General features: G+C 59.2%; 15 protein-coding genes and 2 pseudogenes. 15 read left to right on the top strand and 2 right to left on the bottom strand.

Annotated elements, in window-relative coordinates:
• Positions 1 to 22: 22 nt before the first annotated feature.
• The 7 genes and pseudogenes from ACQY4M_RS01825 to ACQY4M_RS01795 all read left to right on the top strand — a co-directional run bounded on the left by ACQY4M_RS01825 (position 23) and on the right by ACQY4M_RS01795 (position 8,052).
• Positions 23 to 703 carry a GntR family transcriptional regulator gene (locus tag ACQY4M_RS01825; RefSeq protein WP_428540066.1) on the top strand — a complete coding sequence of 227 codons (681 nt, stop codon included), beginning with the start codon at positions 23 to 25 and terminating at the stop codon, positions 701 to 703.
• Positions 704 to 825: 122 nt separating this feature from the next.
• Positions 826 to 2,346 (top strand): aldehyde dehydrogenase (NADP(+)), encoded by a 1,521-nt coding sequence (locus ACQY4M_RS01820; protein WP_428540063.1) that lies wholly within the window; start codon positions 826 to 828, stop codon positions 2,344 to 2,346.
• 159 nt (positions 2,347 to 2,505) lie between these two features.
• A pseudogene (locus ACQY4M_RS01815) lies at positions 2,506 to 4,711 on the top strand (aminotransferase class III-fold pyridoxal phosphate-dependent enzyme); the annotation flags it as partial.
• Positions 4,701 to 5,723, top strand: coding sequence for an IS110 family transposase (locus ACQY4M_RS01810; RefSeq protein ID WP_428540060.1), 1,023 nt, complete (start codon positions 4,701 to 4,703; stop codon positions 5,721 to 5,723). The pseudogene ACQY4M_RS01815 and the gene ACQY4M_RS01810, both read left to right, overlap by 11 nt.
• A gap of 266 nt (positions 5,724 to 5,989) precedes the next feature.
• A complete protein-coding gene (locus ACQY4M_RS01805) occupies positions 5,990 to 7,003 on the top strand; it encodes a major capsid protein (protein WP_428540057.1) in 1,014 nt (337 codons plus the stop codon).
• Positions 7,004 to 7,114: 111 nt separating this feature from the next.
• Complete coding sequence (locus ACQY4M_RS01800) at positions 7,115 to 7,426, top strand: head-tail joining protein (protein WP_428540054.1); 312 nt, start codon at positions 7,115 to 7,117, stop codon at positions 7,424 to 7,426.
• On the top strand, positions 7,423 to 8,052 hold the full coding sequence (locus ACQY4M_RS01795; RefSeq protein ID WP_428540051.1) for a DUF6441 family protein: 630 nt from the start codon (positions 7,423 to 7,425) through the stop codon (positions 8,050 to 8,052). Before ACQY4M_RS01800 ends, ACQY4M_RS01795 begins: the two co-directional genes overlap by 4 nt.
• Positions 8,053 to 8,146: 94 nt before the next feature.
• Here ACQY4M_RS01795 and ACQY4M_RS01790 read toward each other — a convergent pair whose 3' ends face one another.
• A complete protein-coding gene (locus ACQY4M_RS01790; protein ID WP_428540048.1) occupies positions 8,147 to 8,725 on the bottom strand; it encodes a PIN domain-containing protein in 579 nt (192 codons plus the stop codon).
• Entirely contained in the window at positions 8,722 to 9,186 is a 465-nt protein-coding gene (locus tag ACQY4M_RS01785) for an excisionase family DNA-binding protein (RefSeq protein WP_428540045.1), read from the bottom strand. Before ACQY4M_RS01785 ends, ACQY4M_RS01790 begins: the two co-directional genes overlap by 4 nt.
• A gap of 108 nt (positions 9,187 to 9,294) precedes the next feature.
• On the opposite strand from ACQY4M_RS01785, the gene ACQY4M_RS01780 reads away from it, so the two are divergent.
• From ACQY4M_RS01780 to istA, 8 genes and pseudogenes are all read left to right on the top strand, one after another.
• Complete coding sequence (locus tag ACQY4M_RS01780; protein ID WP_428540042.1) at positions 9,295 to 9,726, top strand: acyl-CoA transferase; 432 nt, start codon at positions 9,295 to 9,297, stop codon at positions 9,724 to 9,726.
• 24 nt (positions 9,727 to 9,750) lie between these two features.
• Positions 9,751 to 10,689: a phage tail tube protein gene (locus ACQY4M_RS01775; RefSeq protein ID WP_428540152.1), complete on the top strand. Its 939-nt coding sequence runs from the start codon at positions 9,751 to 9,753 to the stop codon at positions 10,687 to 10,689.
• 1 nt (position 10,690) lies between these two features.
• Positions 10,691 to 11,128 carry a hypothetical protein gene (locus ACQY4M_RS01770; RefSeq protein ID WP_428540039.1) on the top strand — a complete coding sequence of 146 codons (438 nt, stop codon included), beginning with the start codon at positions 10,691 to 10,693 and terminating at the stop codon, positions 11,126 to 11,128.
• A gap of 62 nt (positions 11,129 to 11,190) precedes the next feature.
• Positions 11,191 to 11,358 (top strand): DUF7697 family protein, encoded by a 168-nt coding sequence (locus ACQY4M_RS01765; protein WP_428540036.1) that lies wholly within the window; start codon positions 11,191 to 11,193, stop codon positions 11,356 to 11,358.
• Positions 11,351 to 13,483, top strand: a complete 2,133-nt coding sequence (locus ACQY4M_RS01760) for a phage tail tape measure C-terminal domain-containing protein (RefSeq protein ID WP_428540034.1) — start codon at positions 11,351 to 11,353, stop codon at positions 13,481 to 13,483. The genes ACQY4M_RS01765 and ACQY4M_RS01760 overlap by 8 nt, the downstream gene beginning before the upstream one ends.
• Before the next feature lie 60 nt (positions 13,484 to 13,543).
• A pseudogene (locus ACQY4M_RS01755) lies at positions 13,544 to 13,612 on the top strand (TIGR02217 family protein); the annotation flags it as partial.
• Positions 13,613 to 13,616: 4 nt separating this feature from the next.
• Positions 13,617 to 14,396 (top strand): DUF2163 domain-containing protein, encoded by a 780-nt coding sequence (locus tag ACQY4M_RS01750; RefSeq protein ID WP_428540031.1) that lies wholly within the window; start codon positions 13,617 to 13,619, stop codon positions 14,394 to 14,396.
• A gap of 73 nt (positions 14,397 to 14,469) precedes the next feature.
• Positions 14,470 to 15,477, top strand: a complete 1,008-nt coding sequence (gene istA / locus ACQY4M_RS01745; protein ID WP_428540028.1) for an IS21 family transposase — start codon at positions 14,470 to 14,472, stop codon at positions 15,475 to 15,477.

The raw sequence follows: 15,477 nt of genomic DNA, 5'->3' as shown, positions 1-15,477 counted from the left end.
AAGCATATCAGAGAGTTCCAGTATGGCAGGAAAACGCATTATCTCGAGACGAAGCCTTCCGGATGTGATCGCAGATGACATACGAGAGCGTATTCTGAGTGGAGAGATGGCTGAGGGCGAAATCATACGGCAAGAGGCGCTTGCCGAAGAGTATGACGTATCGCGTATGCCAATCCGTGAAGCACTAAAACGTCTGGACGCGGAAGGGCTTGTGCTCTTGTCCAATAATCGTGGCGCATCAGTGATCAAACATTCGCTACGTGAAATTGGTGAGATCTTCGATGTGCGGGCTCTGATTGAAGTAGATTTGTTCCGCCGGTCCATACCTGAAATGACTTCGCCGGATTTCACTCGGTGCCGCGATATTCTTGATGAAATGGAACAGTCATATGATGCCGATGATGTCGCAAGGTGGGGGGTGCTTAATTTTCAGTATCATTCGGCGCTCTACGCTGCTGCGAAGCGAAATTTGACCAATGAGTTGTTGCGACGGGTTAGCCTGCAATCTGACCGATATGTGCGCATGAATCTGAGTGTGATGGAGCAACGCGAGCCCGCCAAAGACGAGCACCGCCAGCTTTTGGCGCTCGCCGAGGACCGCAAAGTCGAAGCGGGGTGCCAACTGTTGTATGAACACGTGATGCGCACCAAGGATCAATTGCTTGAATTGATCACTGCTAACCGGGAAGCAGACGAAAGCTGACTTCGCGAAAAATCAAAAAATATCGCAAAATTGCGGGAAAGCAATCTTGCGTAAATTGTAATTTTGGATACAGTATCCAGAAATAAATTGACGCCCGAGGTGGGCAACGAAAGGATGCTGTAATGTTTAAACCCCACGGAATGCACTTGATCGCAGGCAATTGGATTGAGGGCGACGAAACATTCACGTCTTCTCCGGCTTCGGGGCAGCCCCATGCTTACGCCGTTGGACGGGTAAGTGATGTGGATGACGCCGCCAAAGCTGCTGAGCATGCATTCTGGAGTTATGGATATTCCACAGCGAAAGATCGAGCAGCCTTTTTGAATACGATTGCAGACGAGATCGAAGCCCGGGCCGAGGCCATCACCGAAATCGGTTGTTCTGAAACCGGCCTGCCTGAGGCGCGCCTGAATGGTGAACGTGGTCGTACCACCGGACAGTTGCGTTTGTTCGCCCAGCACATAATGCAAGGGGACTATCTGGACCGCCGCCATGATGTCGCGTTGCCAGATCGCGAGCCACTGCCACGGCCTGATATGCGCATGGTTCAAAGTCCGATTGGTCCGGTCGCCGTTTTTGGCGCATCGAATTTTCCCTTGGCATTCTCCACCGCTGGTGGCGACACCGTAGCCGCACTGGCGGCAGGGTGCCCCGTTGTTGTAAAAGGCCACAGCGCGCATCCCGGCACCGGAGAAATCATCGCCGAGGCCATTCTGGCAGCCATAACAAAATGTAAAATCGATCCCGGTGTGTTCAGTTTGATCCAGGGCGGTAACCGTCGGGTAGGGGCCGCATTGGTCGAGCATCCATTGATCAAGGCTGTGGGTTTTACCGGATCCCTTGCTGGCGGGCGGACTCTGTTTGATCTCTGCGCAGCGCGACCGGAGCCTATCCCCTTTTTCGGAGAGCTGGGATCGGTAAATCCGATGTTTATCTTTAATGGAGCGATGGCCAGCCGTGGCGAAGAAATCGCCAAGGGCTGGGCCGCGTCGCTCACCATGGGGGCCGGGCAGTTCTGTACAAACCCCGGCATTGTGGTCGTGTTGGCGGGTGATAATGCAGAACAGTTTGCCGATGTCGCGAGGGCAGCCCTTTCCGGGGTTTCCTCCCAAACCATGCTTACCGACGGAATTGCCGCCGCTTACCGCGATGGACAAAAACGGGTTGCGGGAACGAGTGGCGTGCGCGAAGTCCTGACCTCTACATGCGATCTGCGCGAGGCAACGCCTTATCTTTTTGCCACCACGGCTCGAAACTGGCTTGCCAACGAGGCTTTAGGAGAAGAAGTCTTTGGCCCGCTTGGTATGATCGTCACCGCTGAATCACTGGATGAGATGCGGGCGGTTGCCCTCAGCCTGCAAGGGCAACTGACTTGCACCATTCACATTGATGACGAAGATATCACTGATGCAGCTGGAATAATGCCTGTTCTGGAACGCAAGGCCGGGCGCGTGCTGGCAAATGGTTTTCCGACCGGAGTTGAAGTTTGCGACACAATGGTTCACGGTGGCCCATATCCGGCCTCAACCAATTTTGGCGCAACATCGGTTGGCACGCTTTCAATTCGCCGGTTCTTGCGTCCTGTTTGCTACCAAAACATTCCTTCTGCGCTCCTTCCCAATGAACTGTATTCCGCCCAATAGCTCCGCCTTTTTCAAATTCGATAAGCCTTATCGGTGCCTCTTGAGCTGCCCAGCTTGAATGTGAGCGCCTGTTTCTTCAAGATGCCTGCGTTAGCATCTTGCTTCATACAGGTAAGGTTCCTATCCTCAATCGTCTGATAACAAGGGGATACTCCGTCGATGGAATTGAATGTTTGGCAGGGAATGTTGCGTGAGGAATGGGGAATAAATGCCCAGCTTGAACTGCTGGAAGGTGAATATGATCTGAACATTCTCGCCAAAACAGATGACGGCAGGGGGTTTATTCTGAAAGTCATGCGAGCGGGGTGTTCGTCCGATTTCATAGATATGCAGGTTCAGGCGCTTACACATATGAAAAGGCTGGATGAAACGCTGCCATTCCCGGCAGTTGTGCCAACCCTGTCCGGGCAGAAGATTCTGGAATGCTCGGATGGGCGGGGCGGGCGGCGGCTGGTCTGGTTGCTCGAGCGGCTTTCTGGCGATTGTTACGCTCGGTGCGCGCCCAAAAGCCTGCAATTGATCCGCGATCTCGGGCAACTTGTCGGAAGAAGCGACGCGGCTCTCAAGACATTCGCGCACGGGTTTCTTGCGCGTGATTTCAAGTGGAACCTGACCGAAGCGGGCTGGGTGGCCGAGCATCTTGATATAATCGACGATACCGCCCGCAAAGAACTGCTTCAGGAGATTGTCGATCAATTTGACATGGCCCTTCCGAGCCTGCGTGATCTGCCATTTCAGGCCATCCACAATGACGTCAATGACTATAACGTTCTGGTAACTGGCCAGCTAAACGAGCCTCGTGCCATTTCCGGCATCCTTGACCTTGGCGATATGTGCACCGCGCCGCGCATTTGCGATCTTGCCATAGCCGGGGCGTATATCGTCCTGGATCACGACCAGCCCGAGGTGGCCCTGGCGGCCTTGGTCGAAGGCTATCATACGGTCAACCCGCTTACGCCTGAGGAATTGGATCTGGTCTGGCCGCTGTTGCGAATGCGGTTGGCGGTCAGTGTGGTCAATTCGACGCTTACTGCGGTCGACAACCCGGATGACCCCTATGTTACCATCTCACAGGCCCCGGCCTGGCGGTTTCTTGAAGCCTATGCGCCGCACCCCCGGTTTGTTGCCGCGCGATTGCGCAGCATTTGTGGGTTGCCGGTTGCGGAAGGGGCAGACCGGGTCATGGCCTATCTGGAACAGCAACGCGGTTCTTTTGCAATGGTTCTGGAGCGGGCGCTGGACAATGCCCCGATGGGCTCGCTGTCGGTCGAAGAATCCCTTTGGCCGCAGAATCCATTTCATCTCGCGCCGGAGGAAGCGGCCCGGGTCGGCGAGGAATTCAAGCCCAAGGATAACGTCTTGCTGGGATATTACAACGAACCGCGCCTGATCTACACCGAACCCGGCTTTCGCAAGGGGCCATGGAAGGCCTCGGACCGTCGGACTGTCCATCTGGGCGTCGACATATTCGCCCCGGCAGGTGAACAGATCTATGCACCTCTGTCCGGCAGGGTGCTGGTGGCAGACTATCGCGACAGGCATCTTGATTATGGCGGCGTCATCATACTGGCGCATGAAACCCCGCAGGGCGATTCGTTCTATACCCTCTATGGTCATCTTGATCCTGAACTCACCGACCGGCTTTCCATCGGTGACAGGATCGAGGCAGGGCAGGCGTTCTGTCGCCTTGGCAGCCTGCAGCAGAACGGCGGCTGGGCAGCATCTGCATTTACAGCTTGCCCTTAGCACCGATGGAATCGAGGCAGACTGGCCTGGGGCAGGCGACCCGGATGAAATGTATCTGTGGCGCGCATTATGTCCGAACCCGGCGGTACTGCTGAACCTGCCGGACAACAAAACCTGCTCTGTGCCAACTGACAAATCCGAGGTGCTGGCCGGGCGGCGCGCGCATTTTGGGCGCAACCTGTCACTTACCTATTCAGATCCGGTGATGCTTGTGCGTGGCTGGAAACATCACCTGTTTGACGAATGGGGCAGGCCGTATCTGGATGCCTATAACAACGTGCCCCACGTCGGTCATGCGCATCCGCGCATTCAACAGGTCGTGGCGGCGCAGTTAAGCCGAATGAACTCTAACACCCGCTATCTGCACCCTGCGCAAACTGCCTTTGCCGAAAAAATCCTGTCCAAATTGCCCGCGCCGCTCAATGTCTGTTTTTTCTTGAATTCCGGAACCGAAGCCAACGAGTTGGCGTTACGGCTGGCCCGCGCCCACACAGGGCAAAAGGGGATGGTAACGCCCGCTCATGATGGGGTGGATGGCTCCACCCGCCGGCATCGCAATGTGCCATATTGGTGCTGTCGCAAACCAATAAGAGAAGGAGCCATCCACAATGGAGATTACAACACTCGGGATCGATCTGGCAAAGTCTGTTTTTCAGCTTCACGGCGTTGATGCTGCAGGACAGATTGTGCTGATGAAGAAATTGCGCCGCAATGCCGTTCTGGAGTTCATGAGCGCGTTGCCGCCTTGTCTTGTGGGAATAGAAGCTTGCGGTACCTCCCATTTCTGGGCGCGGGAGATTGCGGCGCTCGGCCATGATGTGCGGCTGATCCCGCCCGCCTATGTCAAACCCTATGTCAAACGGCAAAAGAACGACATGGCAGATGCCGAGGCGATCTGCGAGGCCGTAACACGCCCGAACATGCGCTTTGTACCGATCAAGACGCCTGGGCAACAGGGTGTCATGGTGCTGCACCGGACGCGAAAGTTGCTGATCCGGCAACGGACCATGATGCTCAATTCGTTTCGCAGCCATCTGGCCGAATTCGGCATCATTGCGCCACAGGGGCCGCAACATGTCGTAAGAATGGCGAAGGCCATGAAGGACGGAGAGCATGACGACCTGCCGGAGGTCGCGCGTACGGCGTTGCTGGGTTTTGCCCGTCAGCTTGAGACGCTCACCGTAGAAATCCGTTCGCTCGATAATCAGCTGCGTGCCTGGCATCGACAAAGTGCGGTGAGCCAGCGGTTACAGACGATCCCGGGCGTCGGGTTCATCACGGCAACCGCCATGGCCGCAAGCGTTCCGGACCCGGCTGCCTTCGCGTCGGGGCGCCAGTTCGCGGCCTTCCTCGGGCTCGTACCAAGGCAGAATTCGTCAGGAGGCAAGGACAGGCTCGGCCGAATATCCAAAATGGGCGATCCCTATCTGCGAACTCTGCTGGTAAATGGTGCCACATCGATCATTCGCAGAGACGGACGCGACGACAGCGCCACCGGCATCTGGATCCGCAGATTGCTTGATAAAAAGCCCGCGCGTGTGGTCACGGTTGCCATTGCCAACAAAACAGCGCGCATCATCTGGGCCGTGCTGTTGCGCGGAGACGTTTATCGCCGCCCGGCAGTCAACTGACAGGAATCGCAGCGACCGGGATACGGGTTCGCCGCACCGAGTTGCGAGGGCAAAGATGAATGATGATGATCAACGAAAACCGCCGCCGGGACACCCCGTATCGGTAGCCCGGGCATAGTAGCTCGTCTCCATGATTGGGACCCAGGCGACGCGGACTTCATCAGGGCCAGCGGTCAAACGTACCGCGCCAACAGGCCGAACACATGACCGCAACCGCAATGATCAAAACTTCAAATTAACCCTTGCAAAAAAGGAGCCATCCACACATGGCCACCATGGATATCTTCGAGACCGATGCGTTTTCGGTCATCGAACTCACCCGCGCGCTGGAAAACATCCCCTTCAAGCCCGCCACCCTCTCGGGCTCGGGCCTGTTCTCCGATCGCGGGGTGCGAAGCCGCACTGTTGTCATCGAGAGCCGCGACGGCACCCTGTCGCTGATCCCGTTTTCCGAGCGCGGGTCGGCATACGATCAACAAGTGCCCGAACGGCGTGATGTGCGGGCATTCGTTTGTCGCCAGTTCAAGAAACAGGACGTGCTCTGGGCCTCTGAAATCCAGGGCATCCGCGCCTTTGGCACCGACAGCGAGACCCAGCAAATTCAGGCCGAAGTGGCCCGGCGTTTGCGCCGGTTGCGCACCGATGCCGAGGCGACTTTTGAGTATCACCTGCTGAACGGCATTCAGGGCAAGGTGCTCGACCCCAAGGACGGGGCCACCGTGATCGACTACTTCACCGAGTTCGCGATTACGCCGGCGGCGGAGGTCAACTTCGATCTTGCCGCCACCAATCCCGGCTCCGGCGTGCTGCGCAAGCGCTGTCAGGCGCTGATCGAAAGTGTCGAGGATAGCCTCGGCGGATTGTCCACCGGTGCCGTGCAATTGCGCGCCGAATGCGGCTCGGCCTTCTTCGCCGATCTGGTTGCCCACAAAGAAGTGCGCGAGACCTATCTCAACACCGCCGCCGCTGCCGACCTGCGTTCGCGCGTCTCCGACGAGGTCAGCTTTGGCGGCATCAACTTCCGTCGCTACCGGGGCAATGCCGCCTTCGGGGTGCCCGTCGACAAGGCGTTCTTCTATCCCGAGGGCGTCGAGGGCCTGTTCGAAATCTACTACGCCCCGGCGGATACCTTCGAGACCGTCAATACCTTGGGCTTGCCACTCTACGCCCGCTCCATCCCGGATCGGGATCGCGATGAATGGGTGCGCTTCGAGATTGAGTCCAACCCGCTGCCGATCTGCACCCGCCCGCAGGTGCTGCGCAGTGCACGGCGGACCTAAGGTGTTTCCAGTTAACGCGGAATCATTTGGCCCTTTGAGCGCCCATATAAACAAAGGCTGCCTCTGCGGGCCAAATGACACCCTGATGTATTGCAAACTGGAAACACTGCGATGAACGCCTTTGCCATTGGCATGGACGCGCTGTTCGCGGACGACAATATTGCCGTTGACGCCATCTATACGGCAGAGGGCGGTTCGCCTGTCCTCGTCCGTGTTGTGGCGCGCCGTGCCGATAGTATCACCGGATTTGGCGAAGCCAAACTCTGGTCCGAAACCCAGCGGTTCGATTTGCGGGTGAGCGAGGTGGCAAACCCGCGCCCCGGCGACCGGCTGGAAATCTATGGCGAGGCGTTTCTCATTCAGGGTGAGCCGGTGCGTGACGCGGAACGGCTGATCTGGACCATCGACGTGCATCCGGCATGAAGCTGAAACTCGACGTCGATCCCGACATTGCCGCGATGATGCAGGCGGAGGTGCTGGCGGGTGAACGCGCTGTTACGGCCGCCATGCGTCAGGCGGGCAGTGATCTGAAGGCCGACTGGCGCGGGCAGATTACCGGCGCGGGTCTCGGTCAACGGCTGGCCCGCAGCATCCGCAACAAGACCTATCCGGAGCGGGGCGAAAGCCTCGATGCCGCCGCCTTCATCTGGTCCAAGGCCCCGAAGATCATCCACGCCCATGACAAGGGCGTGCTGATCCACTCGAAACTCGGCTTCTATCTGGCAATCCCGACCGAGGCCGCCGGCAAGGGTCGAGGTGGCGCGCGCCTGACACCGGGGGAATGGGAGCGCCGTCGTGGCATACGGTTGCGGTTCATCTACCGCCGCAACGGCCCAAGCCTGCTGGTCGCCGAAAAGGCGCGGATCAACACGCGCGGGACAGCGGTGGCGTCGCGGTCAAAGACCGGACGCGGACAAGTCACCGCCCCGATATTTCTGCTGGTGCCACAGGTCAAACTGCGCAAACGGCTGGATCTGGCGCGGGATGCGGAGAAGGTGGCAGGGGCTGTGCCGGGGTTGATTGTGGAAAAGTGGGCGGATGGGGGATAGCGCTGCGCGGCATGTTACAAAATCTCGGACAAGATTTGTTTTTATCCGAGGTTTTGTACCGGAAATTGGGTAGTTAAAACGAAACAGGTCTGCCTTACAGGTACTCTATATCTGCTCGAGCCAAGGCTGCCAATTTCGGCATGCCGCTCTTGATCAAGTCCATCAGGAATTCGGACCGTGTAAACGGCGGGTTGTCATAGCGCTGCCTGACCTGTTTCAGTACCCGCGCGCCACCTTTGGGAAACAGGTCATAGGTGTTGGCCAGAAAATCATCGGCCCCAAGTTTTTCGACGCCGTATTCCTCGAGTGTCTCGGCCGGGAAATCCTTGTGGTTTTCCGTTACGATAATTTGGGCGGAGCATTTTATAGCCGCCGCCAGAACATGCCGGTCATCTTCATCGGGAAGGGTCAGACCCGGAATGAGCGGCGCGTATCCCGTGACAAGGCATTCACCGAATACGTCACGAATTGCCGCCTCTTGCTGGCGAACACTGTCTTCCAGCTTTGGTTTGTTCTTGATGAGGTTACGAGTCCATTCATCAAGGATTTCATCGGTGAAGCGCGCCCGGAACAGACCGGCCTGAGCAAAGCTGAACAGGACATCGCGAGTCCTGAACGGGTAAAGGACATTGGCATCAAGAATGACAACAAACGGATTGGCAACAAAACTCATGCGCGATCATATTCCTGACCAAGCCGAGACAGTTCACGCAGGGTTTCTTCTTGGCGCCGGGCCTTGTTTTCCTTGTATTCCATCAAGGCCGTTAGTGGAACACGCCGGTGTTTTCCGACTTCCTCAAAGGCGATCTCGCCCTTTTTCAGGAGACCGGTCAGATACGGGCGGGACACATTCAGCATGTCAGCCGCCTGCTGGGTGGTCAGCATGGTGCCAACAGGGACAAGCGTCACCATGTTGCCGTTGCTGACATGGCCGAGCAGCTCGATGATAAGCTCGCCGACGGCAGGCGCAATCTTGACCGGGGCACCGGTTTCACCGGAAATTTTGAGGCTGCCGTCCAACTCCATCGCTACGGCAATTGCTGTCGCGGCATTGGCAGCACTGTCAATTTCCTCAGCCGTCGGAAGCCGGTCCATGAGGCCGTAATGTTCAAGTTTTTCAGCGGTATTTCCCATTGGATTTCTCCCTTTCCTTACCTGTCTATATGCACATGAAACATGTAATCTCAAGTGAAATAACGGAATTAAGTGAAATAACCGTAACTGTAGCTGACTGACAAACCCATGCCCACACCCCGAGAATCCATCCTGCAAGCCTTGCTTGCGACACTGCAAAGCGTGTCCGGTCCAGCCGTGCTGCGGGGCGCGATCCTGCCCGAGCGCATACCCCTCGGCGGCCTGCTGATCCTGCGCGATGGTGATCCCGGCACGCCGGAGGTAACGCTGTCGCCGCTGCAATACCACTTTGAACATCGGGCCGAGGTCGAGGTGATTGTGCAGGGCAAAATGCCTGCCGCCCGTGATGCCGTCTTTGATGCCCTGCTGGCGGAATTGGCATCGGCAATCACGGCCGACCGAACCCTTGGCGGGCTATGTGACTGGGTCGAGGCTGAAGCCCCGCAGCCGGTCGATCTGCCGGTTGAAGGGGCGGAGGCGCTGAAGGCGGCCATCGTGCCGATAAATCTGACCTACACCACGGCCGACCCGCTGGGCTGACCCTAAAACACAAAGGAATTGAATATGGCACGTGCACAAGGCGCGCGGTCGCTGATGGCGGCTGCGTTCGAGACGACTTATGGCACCCCGCCGCTGAGCGGTTACATGCAGATGACGTTTGCCAGCACCTCGCTGGGGGCGGAGCAACCCTTGCTGGGCTCGGAACTGCTGGGCTATGGGCGTGATCCGCTGGCACCGATCAAGGATGCGGTGACGGCGGATGGCGATGTGGTGGTGCCGATCGACGCCGAGGCGTTCGGCTTTTGGCTGAAGGCGGCATTCGGTGATCCGGTCACCACCGGGACGGGGCCGTATACGCATGAGTTTGTGTCTGGCAGTTGGACCCTGCCGAGCCTGTCGATCGAAACCGCCATGCCGGAGGTCCCGCGCTTTGCCATGTATTCGGGTTGCGTGCTCGACCAGCTTTCCTGGCAGATGCAGCGCTCGGGGCTTTTGACCGCAACTGCCAAACTGATCGCACAGGGCGAGGCGATTGCCACCTCTACGGCCGCCGGAACGCCGACCGGCTGGACCCTGCAGCGGTTTGGGCATTTCAACGGGTCGATCAAACGCAATGGCACGGCTCTCGGCAATATCGTTTCCGCCGACATTCAATACGCCAATAATCTCGACCGGATCGAAACCATCCGTTCGGACGGGCGCATCGATGGGGCTGACCCGTCCATCGCCGCGCTGACCGGCAAGATGGAGGTGCGCTTTGCCGATCAGGTGCTGATGACCCAGGCGATGAATGGCACGCCGGCGGAACTGGAGTTCGCCTACAGCCTTGGCAGCGGCGAGAGCCTGACCTTCACCGCCCACGCTGTCTATCTGCCGCGTCCGCGCATCGAAATTCAGGGGCCGCAGGGCATTCAGGCCAGCTTTGACTGGCAGGCCGCCTATAATTCCGCCGCCGGGCAAATGTGCACGGTGGTCCTCAAAAACCAGATTGCGAGTTACTGATATGCTGAAACTGAACCTGTCCAATAAACCCGCGTGGCTTGATCTCGGCCACGGGGTGCGCGTCCGCCTGTTGCCCCTGACCACGGCGCTGATGGTGGCGGCGCGAAATGATCAAACCATTGCCGATCTGCCCCAAGATGCAACCGACGAGCAAAGCGCGCTGGTATTCGCCAAGGCGCTGGGCCGCCTTGCCATTACGGGTTGGGAAGGCGTGGGAGATGAGGACGGGCAACCGGTGGATGTCAGCCCCGAGGGGATCGACGCCCTGCTAGATGTCTGGCCGCTGTTCGAGGCTTTCCAGACCGAATACGTCGCGGGCGGTCTGCTGCTGGATCAGGAAAAAAACGTCTCGTCGCCCTTGCCGGGTGGGTCTTCGGCGGGGGCGACAGGTATTGCGGAGCCTGCGAAAGCAAATGCCCGGACTGCCCGCAAACCCTGAACCAACCACAAACCTATGAGGGTGTCCAGATATGGGATCTGGTCGGTCGCCTTGGCGGTCAATTGCGCCTGTCGCCATCCGGCACGATCACCGGTTGGGATTTCGGTGCAGCGCTGGGCATGGCCGCAGCGCTCGGGATCGATCCCGCGCCGGTCGCGGAAATCCTCCCCGAGATCGAGGCGGTAATGGTGCGGGCATTGAACGAACAAAGGGAAATGGGTGATGGCTGAAAAACGGGTCTCGGTTCGCTTGGCGGCGGTCGGAGGTGACAAGGTCAAGGCCGAGTTCGTGGGTATCGGGAATGCGGGAAAACGTGGGATTGGCAAGGTCTCGAAAGAGGCCGAAATCGCCAACGCACGCCTCGCCCGCTTTGCCCGCCGCGCCAAGATCGCCGCCGGTATCATGGCGGCGGCTGCGGTGGCAGCCGGTATTGCCATGGTGCGTTCCAGCCTGCAGACCATCGACGAGCAGGCAAAGCTGGCGACGTCCCTGCGCACCACGACGGCAAGCATGCAGGTGTTGGCGCGCGCGGCTGATCTGGCCGGAGTCTCGCAGGGCGAAGTTGAACAAGCCACGATCATGATGACCAAGAGCCTGAGCCAGGCGGCGCAGGGGACAGGTCCTGCGGTGAAAGCATTGGATGCCTTGAACCTTTCCGCTGCAGACCTTGCCCAGCTGCCAATCGACGAAAAGATGGCTGCCATTCAGGACGCCATCACCAGGTTCATCCCGACAGCCCAGCAAGCGGCTGTGGCCTCACAGATTTTTGGATCGCGCGCGGGTCTGATCTTCACCCGCATCGACAGCGCCACCTTGCGGCAGGCCACACAGGACGTAGAGGATTTCGGGGTGGCGGTGTCCGAGAGCGATGCGGCGCAAATCCAGCGCACCAATGATGCCCTGTCCCGCATGGGTTTGCTCTGGCGCGGCATTGCCAACCAGCTGGCAGTGGCGGCGGCTCCGGCGCTGGAATCGATCGCCAACGCCATGGCCGTGATCGGCAAGACTACCGGCCCGCTCGGTCGCGCCATCAAGGGCCTGTTCAACCATATCGGCGAGATCGCCAGCATTGCCGCTACCTTCGCCGCCGTGCTGGGTGGTCGGCTGGTGATTTCTTTGGCCAGCGCGGCATTGGGGATCAAAGGCGTGTCGATTTCACTGGTGACTCTGCGCGGTGCCCTGATCCGCACCGGTATCGGCGCGTTGATCATTGGGGCGGGTGAACTGATCTACTGGTTCGGCCGCCTGGTCAAAGGGGCTGGCGGATTTGGCGAGGCCATGCGGCTGCTCAAGGATGTGGCCATCGAGGTCTGGGAACGCATAAAACTTGGCGGCAAATCCCTCGGCGCGGCGCTCTCGTCGGTCTGGGCGCGGATCAAGGCCAGTTGGCTGACGATGCTGGCCAACATCCAGAAGACATGGACCGACTTTTTGCATGCGATGACCCGCGGGATCTCGAATATCCCGGGCATGGACAGCGCCATGCTGGCCATCGGCAATGCGGCAATCATGGCAGGATCGGCCTATTACGAGATGGCCGCGACTGCCGAGGACGCGAGGAATGCGGCCGACGGGCTGGTGATATCCTCCCGCGAAATGGCCCAGGCCGCAACCGCGCCGCTAACTTCCATGCAGGCTCTGCGTGATGCGATGAAAGCCAGCACCGAGGACGGCGAAAGCGGCCTTGCGGGCACGACTACCGCTGCGGAAACTCTGTCCCGGGCGGTCACCGGTGCCGGTGGTGCGGCGCGCGCAGCGGCCGAGGTCGCCAAAACCGCATGGGAATTGGCGGCCGATTCGCTCAAGGATTACGCCAGCAAGGCCGCCAATGTCGGCAAGAGGATCGGCGATGCGCTGGTCGGGGCCTTCACCAGCGCGGAGAACGCCATTGGCGAGTTCGTCAAAACCGGCAAGCTGGATTTCCGGTCACTCGTGACCACGTTGCTGGCCGATCTCGCCAAGCTGTCGGCACGAAAGTTTATTCTTGGCCCGCTGGCCAACGCCCTGTCGGGGGCACTTGGCAATCTCGGCGGCATTTTTGCGCCGGTGCTGCATGCGGGCGGTATGGTTGGTGGGGCTGCACCACAAAGGATAGTGCCAGCCATGGCTTTCGCCGGTGCGCCTAGAATGCATAGCGGCGGGTGGGCCGGTCTGCGGCCTGACGAAGTGCCCGCCATCCTGCAAAAAGGCGAACGGGTGCTGAACCGGCGTGAGGCCGCGCAATACGGAACAGCCAGTTCCCAAAACATCACCATCAACATCCAGACCCGCGATGCGGAAAGCTTCCGGCAATCGCGCACGCAGGTTTCGGCCGACATTGCCCGCGCCGTCGCCATGGGCCGGAGGGGCATGTGAGGGCTTCCCGAAAAGTGGGAACCGGTTTTCGGACAAGAAGCATGAACAAGGAAAATCTTAATGGCGTTTCACGAGGTACGTTTTCCGGACAATATCAGCCGGGGTGCGCGCGGCGGGCCGGAACGACGGGGCGGTGTTCGGCTTCACCGATCATGACCGGCCGCTAACGTTCGATGACACCACTTTTGAACCGGAGAGCGGTTTCACCGCCTCGGAAATCCGCTCCGGCTCCGACCTGTCCGTCGATGCGCAAGAGGCCGAAGGGGTGCTGACCTCCACCACCATCACCGAGACCGATATTCTCGATGGTCGCTGGGACAACGCCACCGTGGAAATCTGGCGCGTCAACTGGTCCGGCACCACCAGCCGTGCCCTGATGCGGCGCGGGGCCATCGGTCAGGTCCGGCGCGGGCGGCTGCATTTCGTGGCCGAGATGCGCTCGCTGGCGCATGTGCTGGGCCAGACCATCGGGCGGACGTTTCAGGCGAGTTGTGATGCGGCATTGGGGGATACCCGCTGCGGCGTCGATCTGAATGCAGCCACCTTCAAGGCATCGGGCACGGTGGTTTCGCTGTCGGGCGATCGCGGTTTTGCGGTCTCCGGCCTTTCAGGCTTTGCCGAAGGCTGGTTTGCGCTCGGCACGCTGCACTGGCTGACCGGTGCCAACACCGGACGCAAGACCGAGGTGCTGAGCCATGTCATCGTGGGCGCGGACGTGATCATCAAATTGCTCGAGGCTCCTGTGCGGCCGCCAGAGGTCGGCAACATATGCAATATCTTCGCCGGATGCGACAAGCGGTTCGAAACCTGTCAGGCCAAGTTCGCCAACGCGGCCAATTTCCGTGGTTTCCCGCATATCCCCGGACAGGATGTGAATCGGCGTGCAAAACTGACCCACTTGGGTGGGTTATGAGCGAGTAAAATTGACCCACCTGTTTCGTTAACATCCGCGCAAAATTGTGCGGAGGAAAGAGCAGGTGATATTGATGGAAAGCGTATCGAAGATCCGGCGCTGGGTGCTGGTTGAAGGGCGCAGCATCCGGTCTGTGGCGCGGGCGACGGGACTGTCGCGGAACACGATCAAGAAGTATTTGAAGGACGAGAATCCGCCGAGCTACCAGCGCCATGCGCCGCCAGTTCGGCACAAACTGTGCAATGGGTTTGATCTTCGGCTGCAGGAACTGTTTGATCAGGACTCGAGGCGACCACGCCGGGAGCGGCGGACGGCCCAGAAGCTATACGAGCAGCTTGTGGCAGAGGGCTATACCGGGTCCTATTCGCCGGTTCAGCGTTTTGTTCGTGAGTTGAAGCGCGCCGGGGCCTGTTCGGGAGATGCGTTTATCCCGCTGCATTTTGCGGCGGGTGACGCGCTGCAATTTGACTGGAGCGAAGAACGGGTCGTACTGGGTGGTGTCGAGCAGAAGGTGAAGGTCGCTCATTTCCGCCTGTGTCACAGCCGCAAGCCTTTCGTGATTGCCTATCCCGGTGAAGCCCAGGAGATGGTGCTGGATGCTTTCGTGCAGGCGCTGTCCTTTTACGGAGGCGTTCCGCGCAGGGTGATCATCGACAACCCCAAGACCATGGTGACCTACGTTTCGCGCTCGAAGGAGCGGATATTCCATCCCCGGTTCCTGGCCTTGATGAACCACTATGTGATGGAGCCGGTGGCCTGCACGCCCGCTGCGGGCTGGGAGAAGGGACAGGTCGAGAACCAGGTCCAGTTCTTGCGGGGCCGGTTGTTCGTTCCCGAACCGGCCTTTGATGATCTCGAGGCGCTGAACGCGTGGCTGCGTCTGCGTTGCGAAGATCTGGCAGAGCGTCCCCATCCCGAGCAGCAGGATCGCACGATTACCGAAGTGTTCGAAGACGAGCGCGCCGAACTGCGCCCCCTGGGTCGGGCCTTCGACGGCTACGTGGAAAAGACCGTCCGTGTCCGCTCCGGTTGTGTCTCGAAAGTGGTGGAAATTGATTTCAGGCACCTCCGAGCGGGTTGA

Source organism: Profundibacter sp. (assembly GCF_965277155.1).
In the GTDB taxonomy this organism is placed as follows: domain Bacteria; phylum Pseudomonadota; class Alphaproteobacteria; order Rhodobacterales; family Rhodobacteraceae; genus Profundibacter.
Note: the sequence above shows the minus strand (reverse complement) of the source record. Positions and strands in the feature narration are given on the sequence as shown.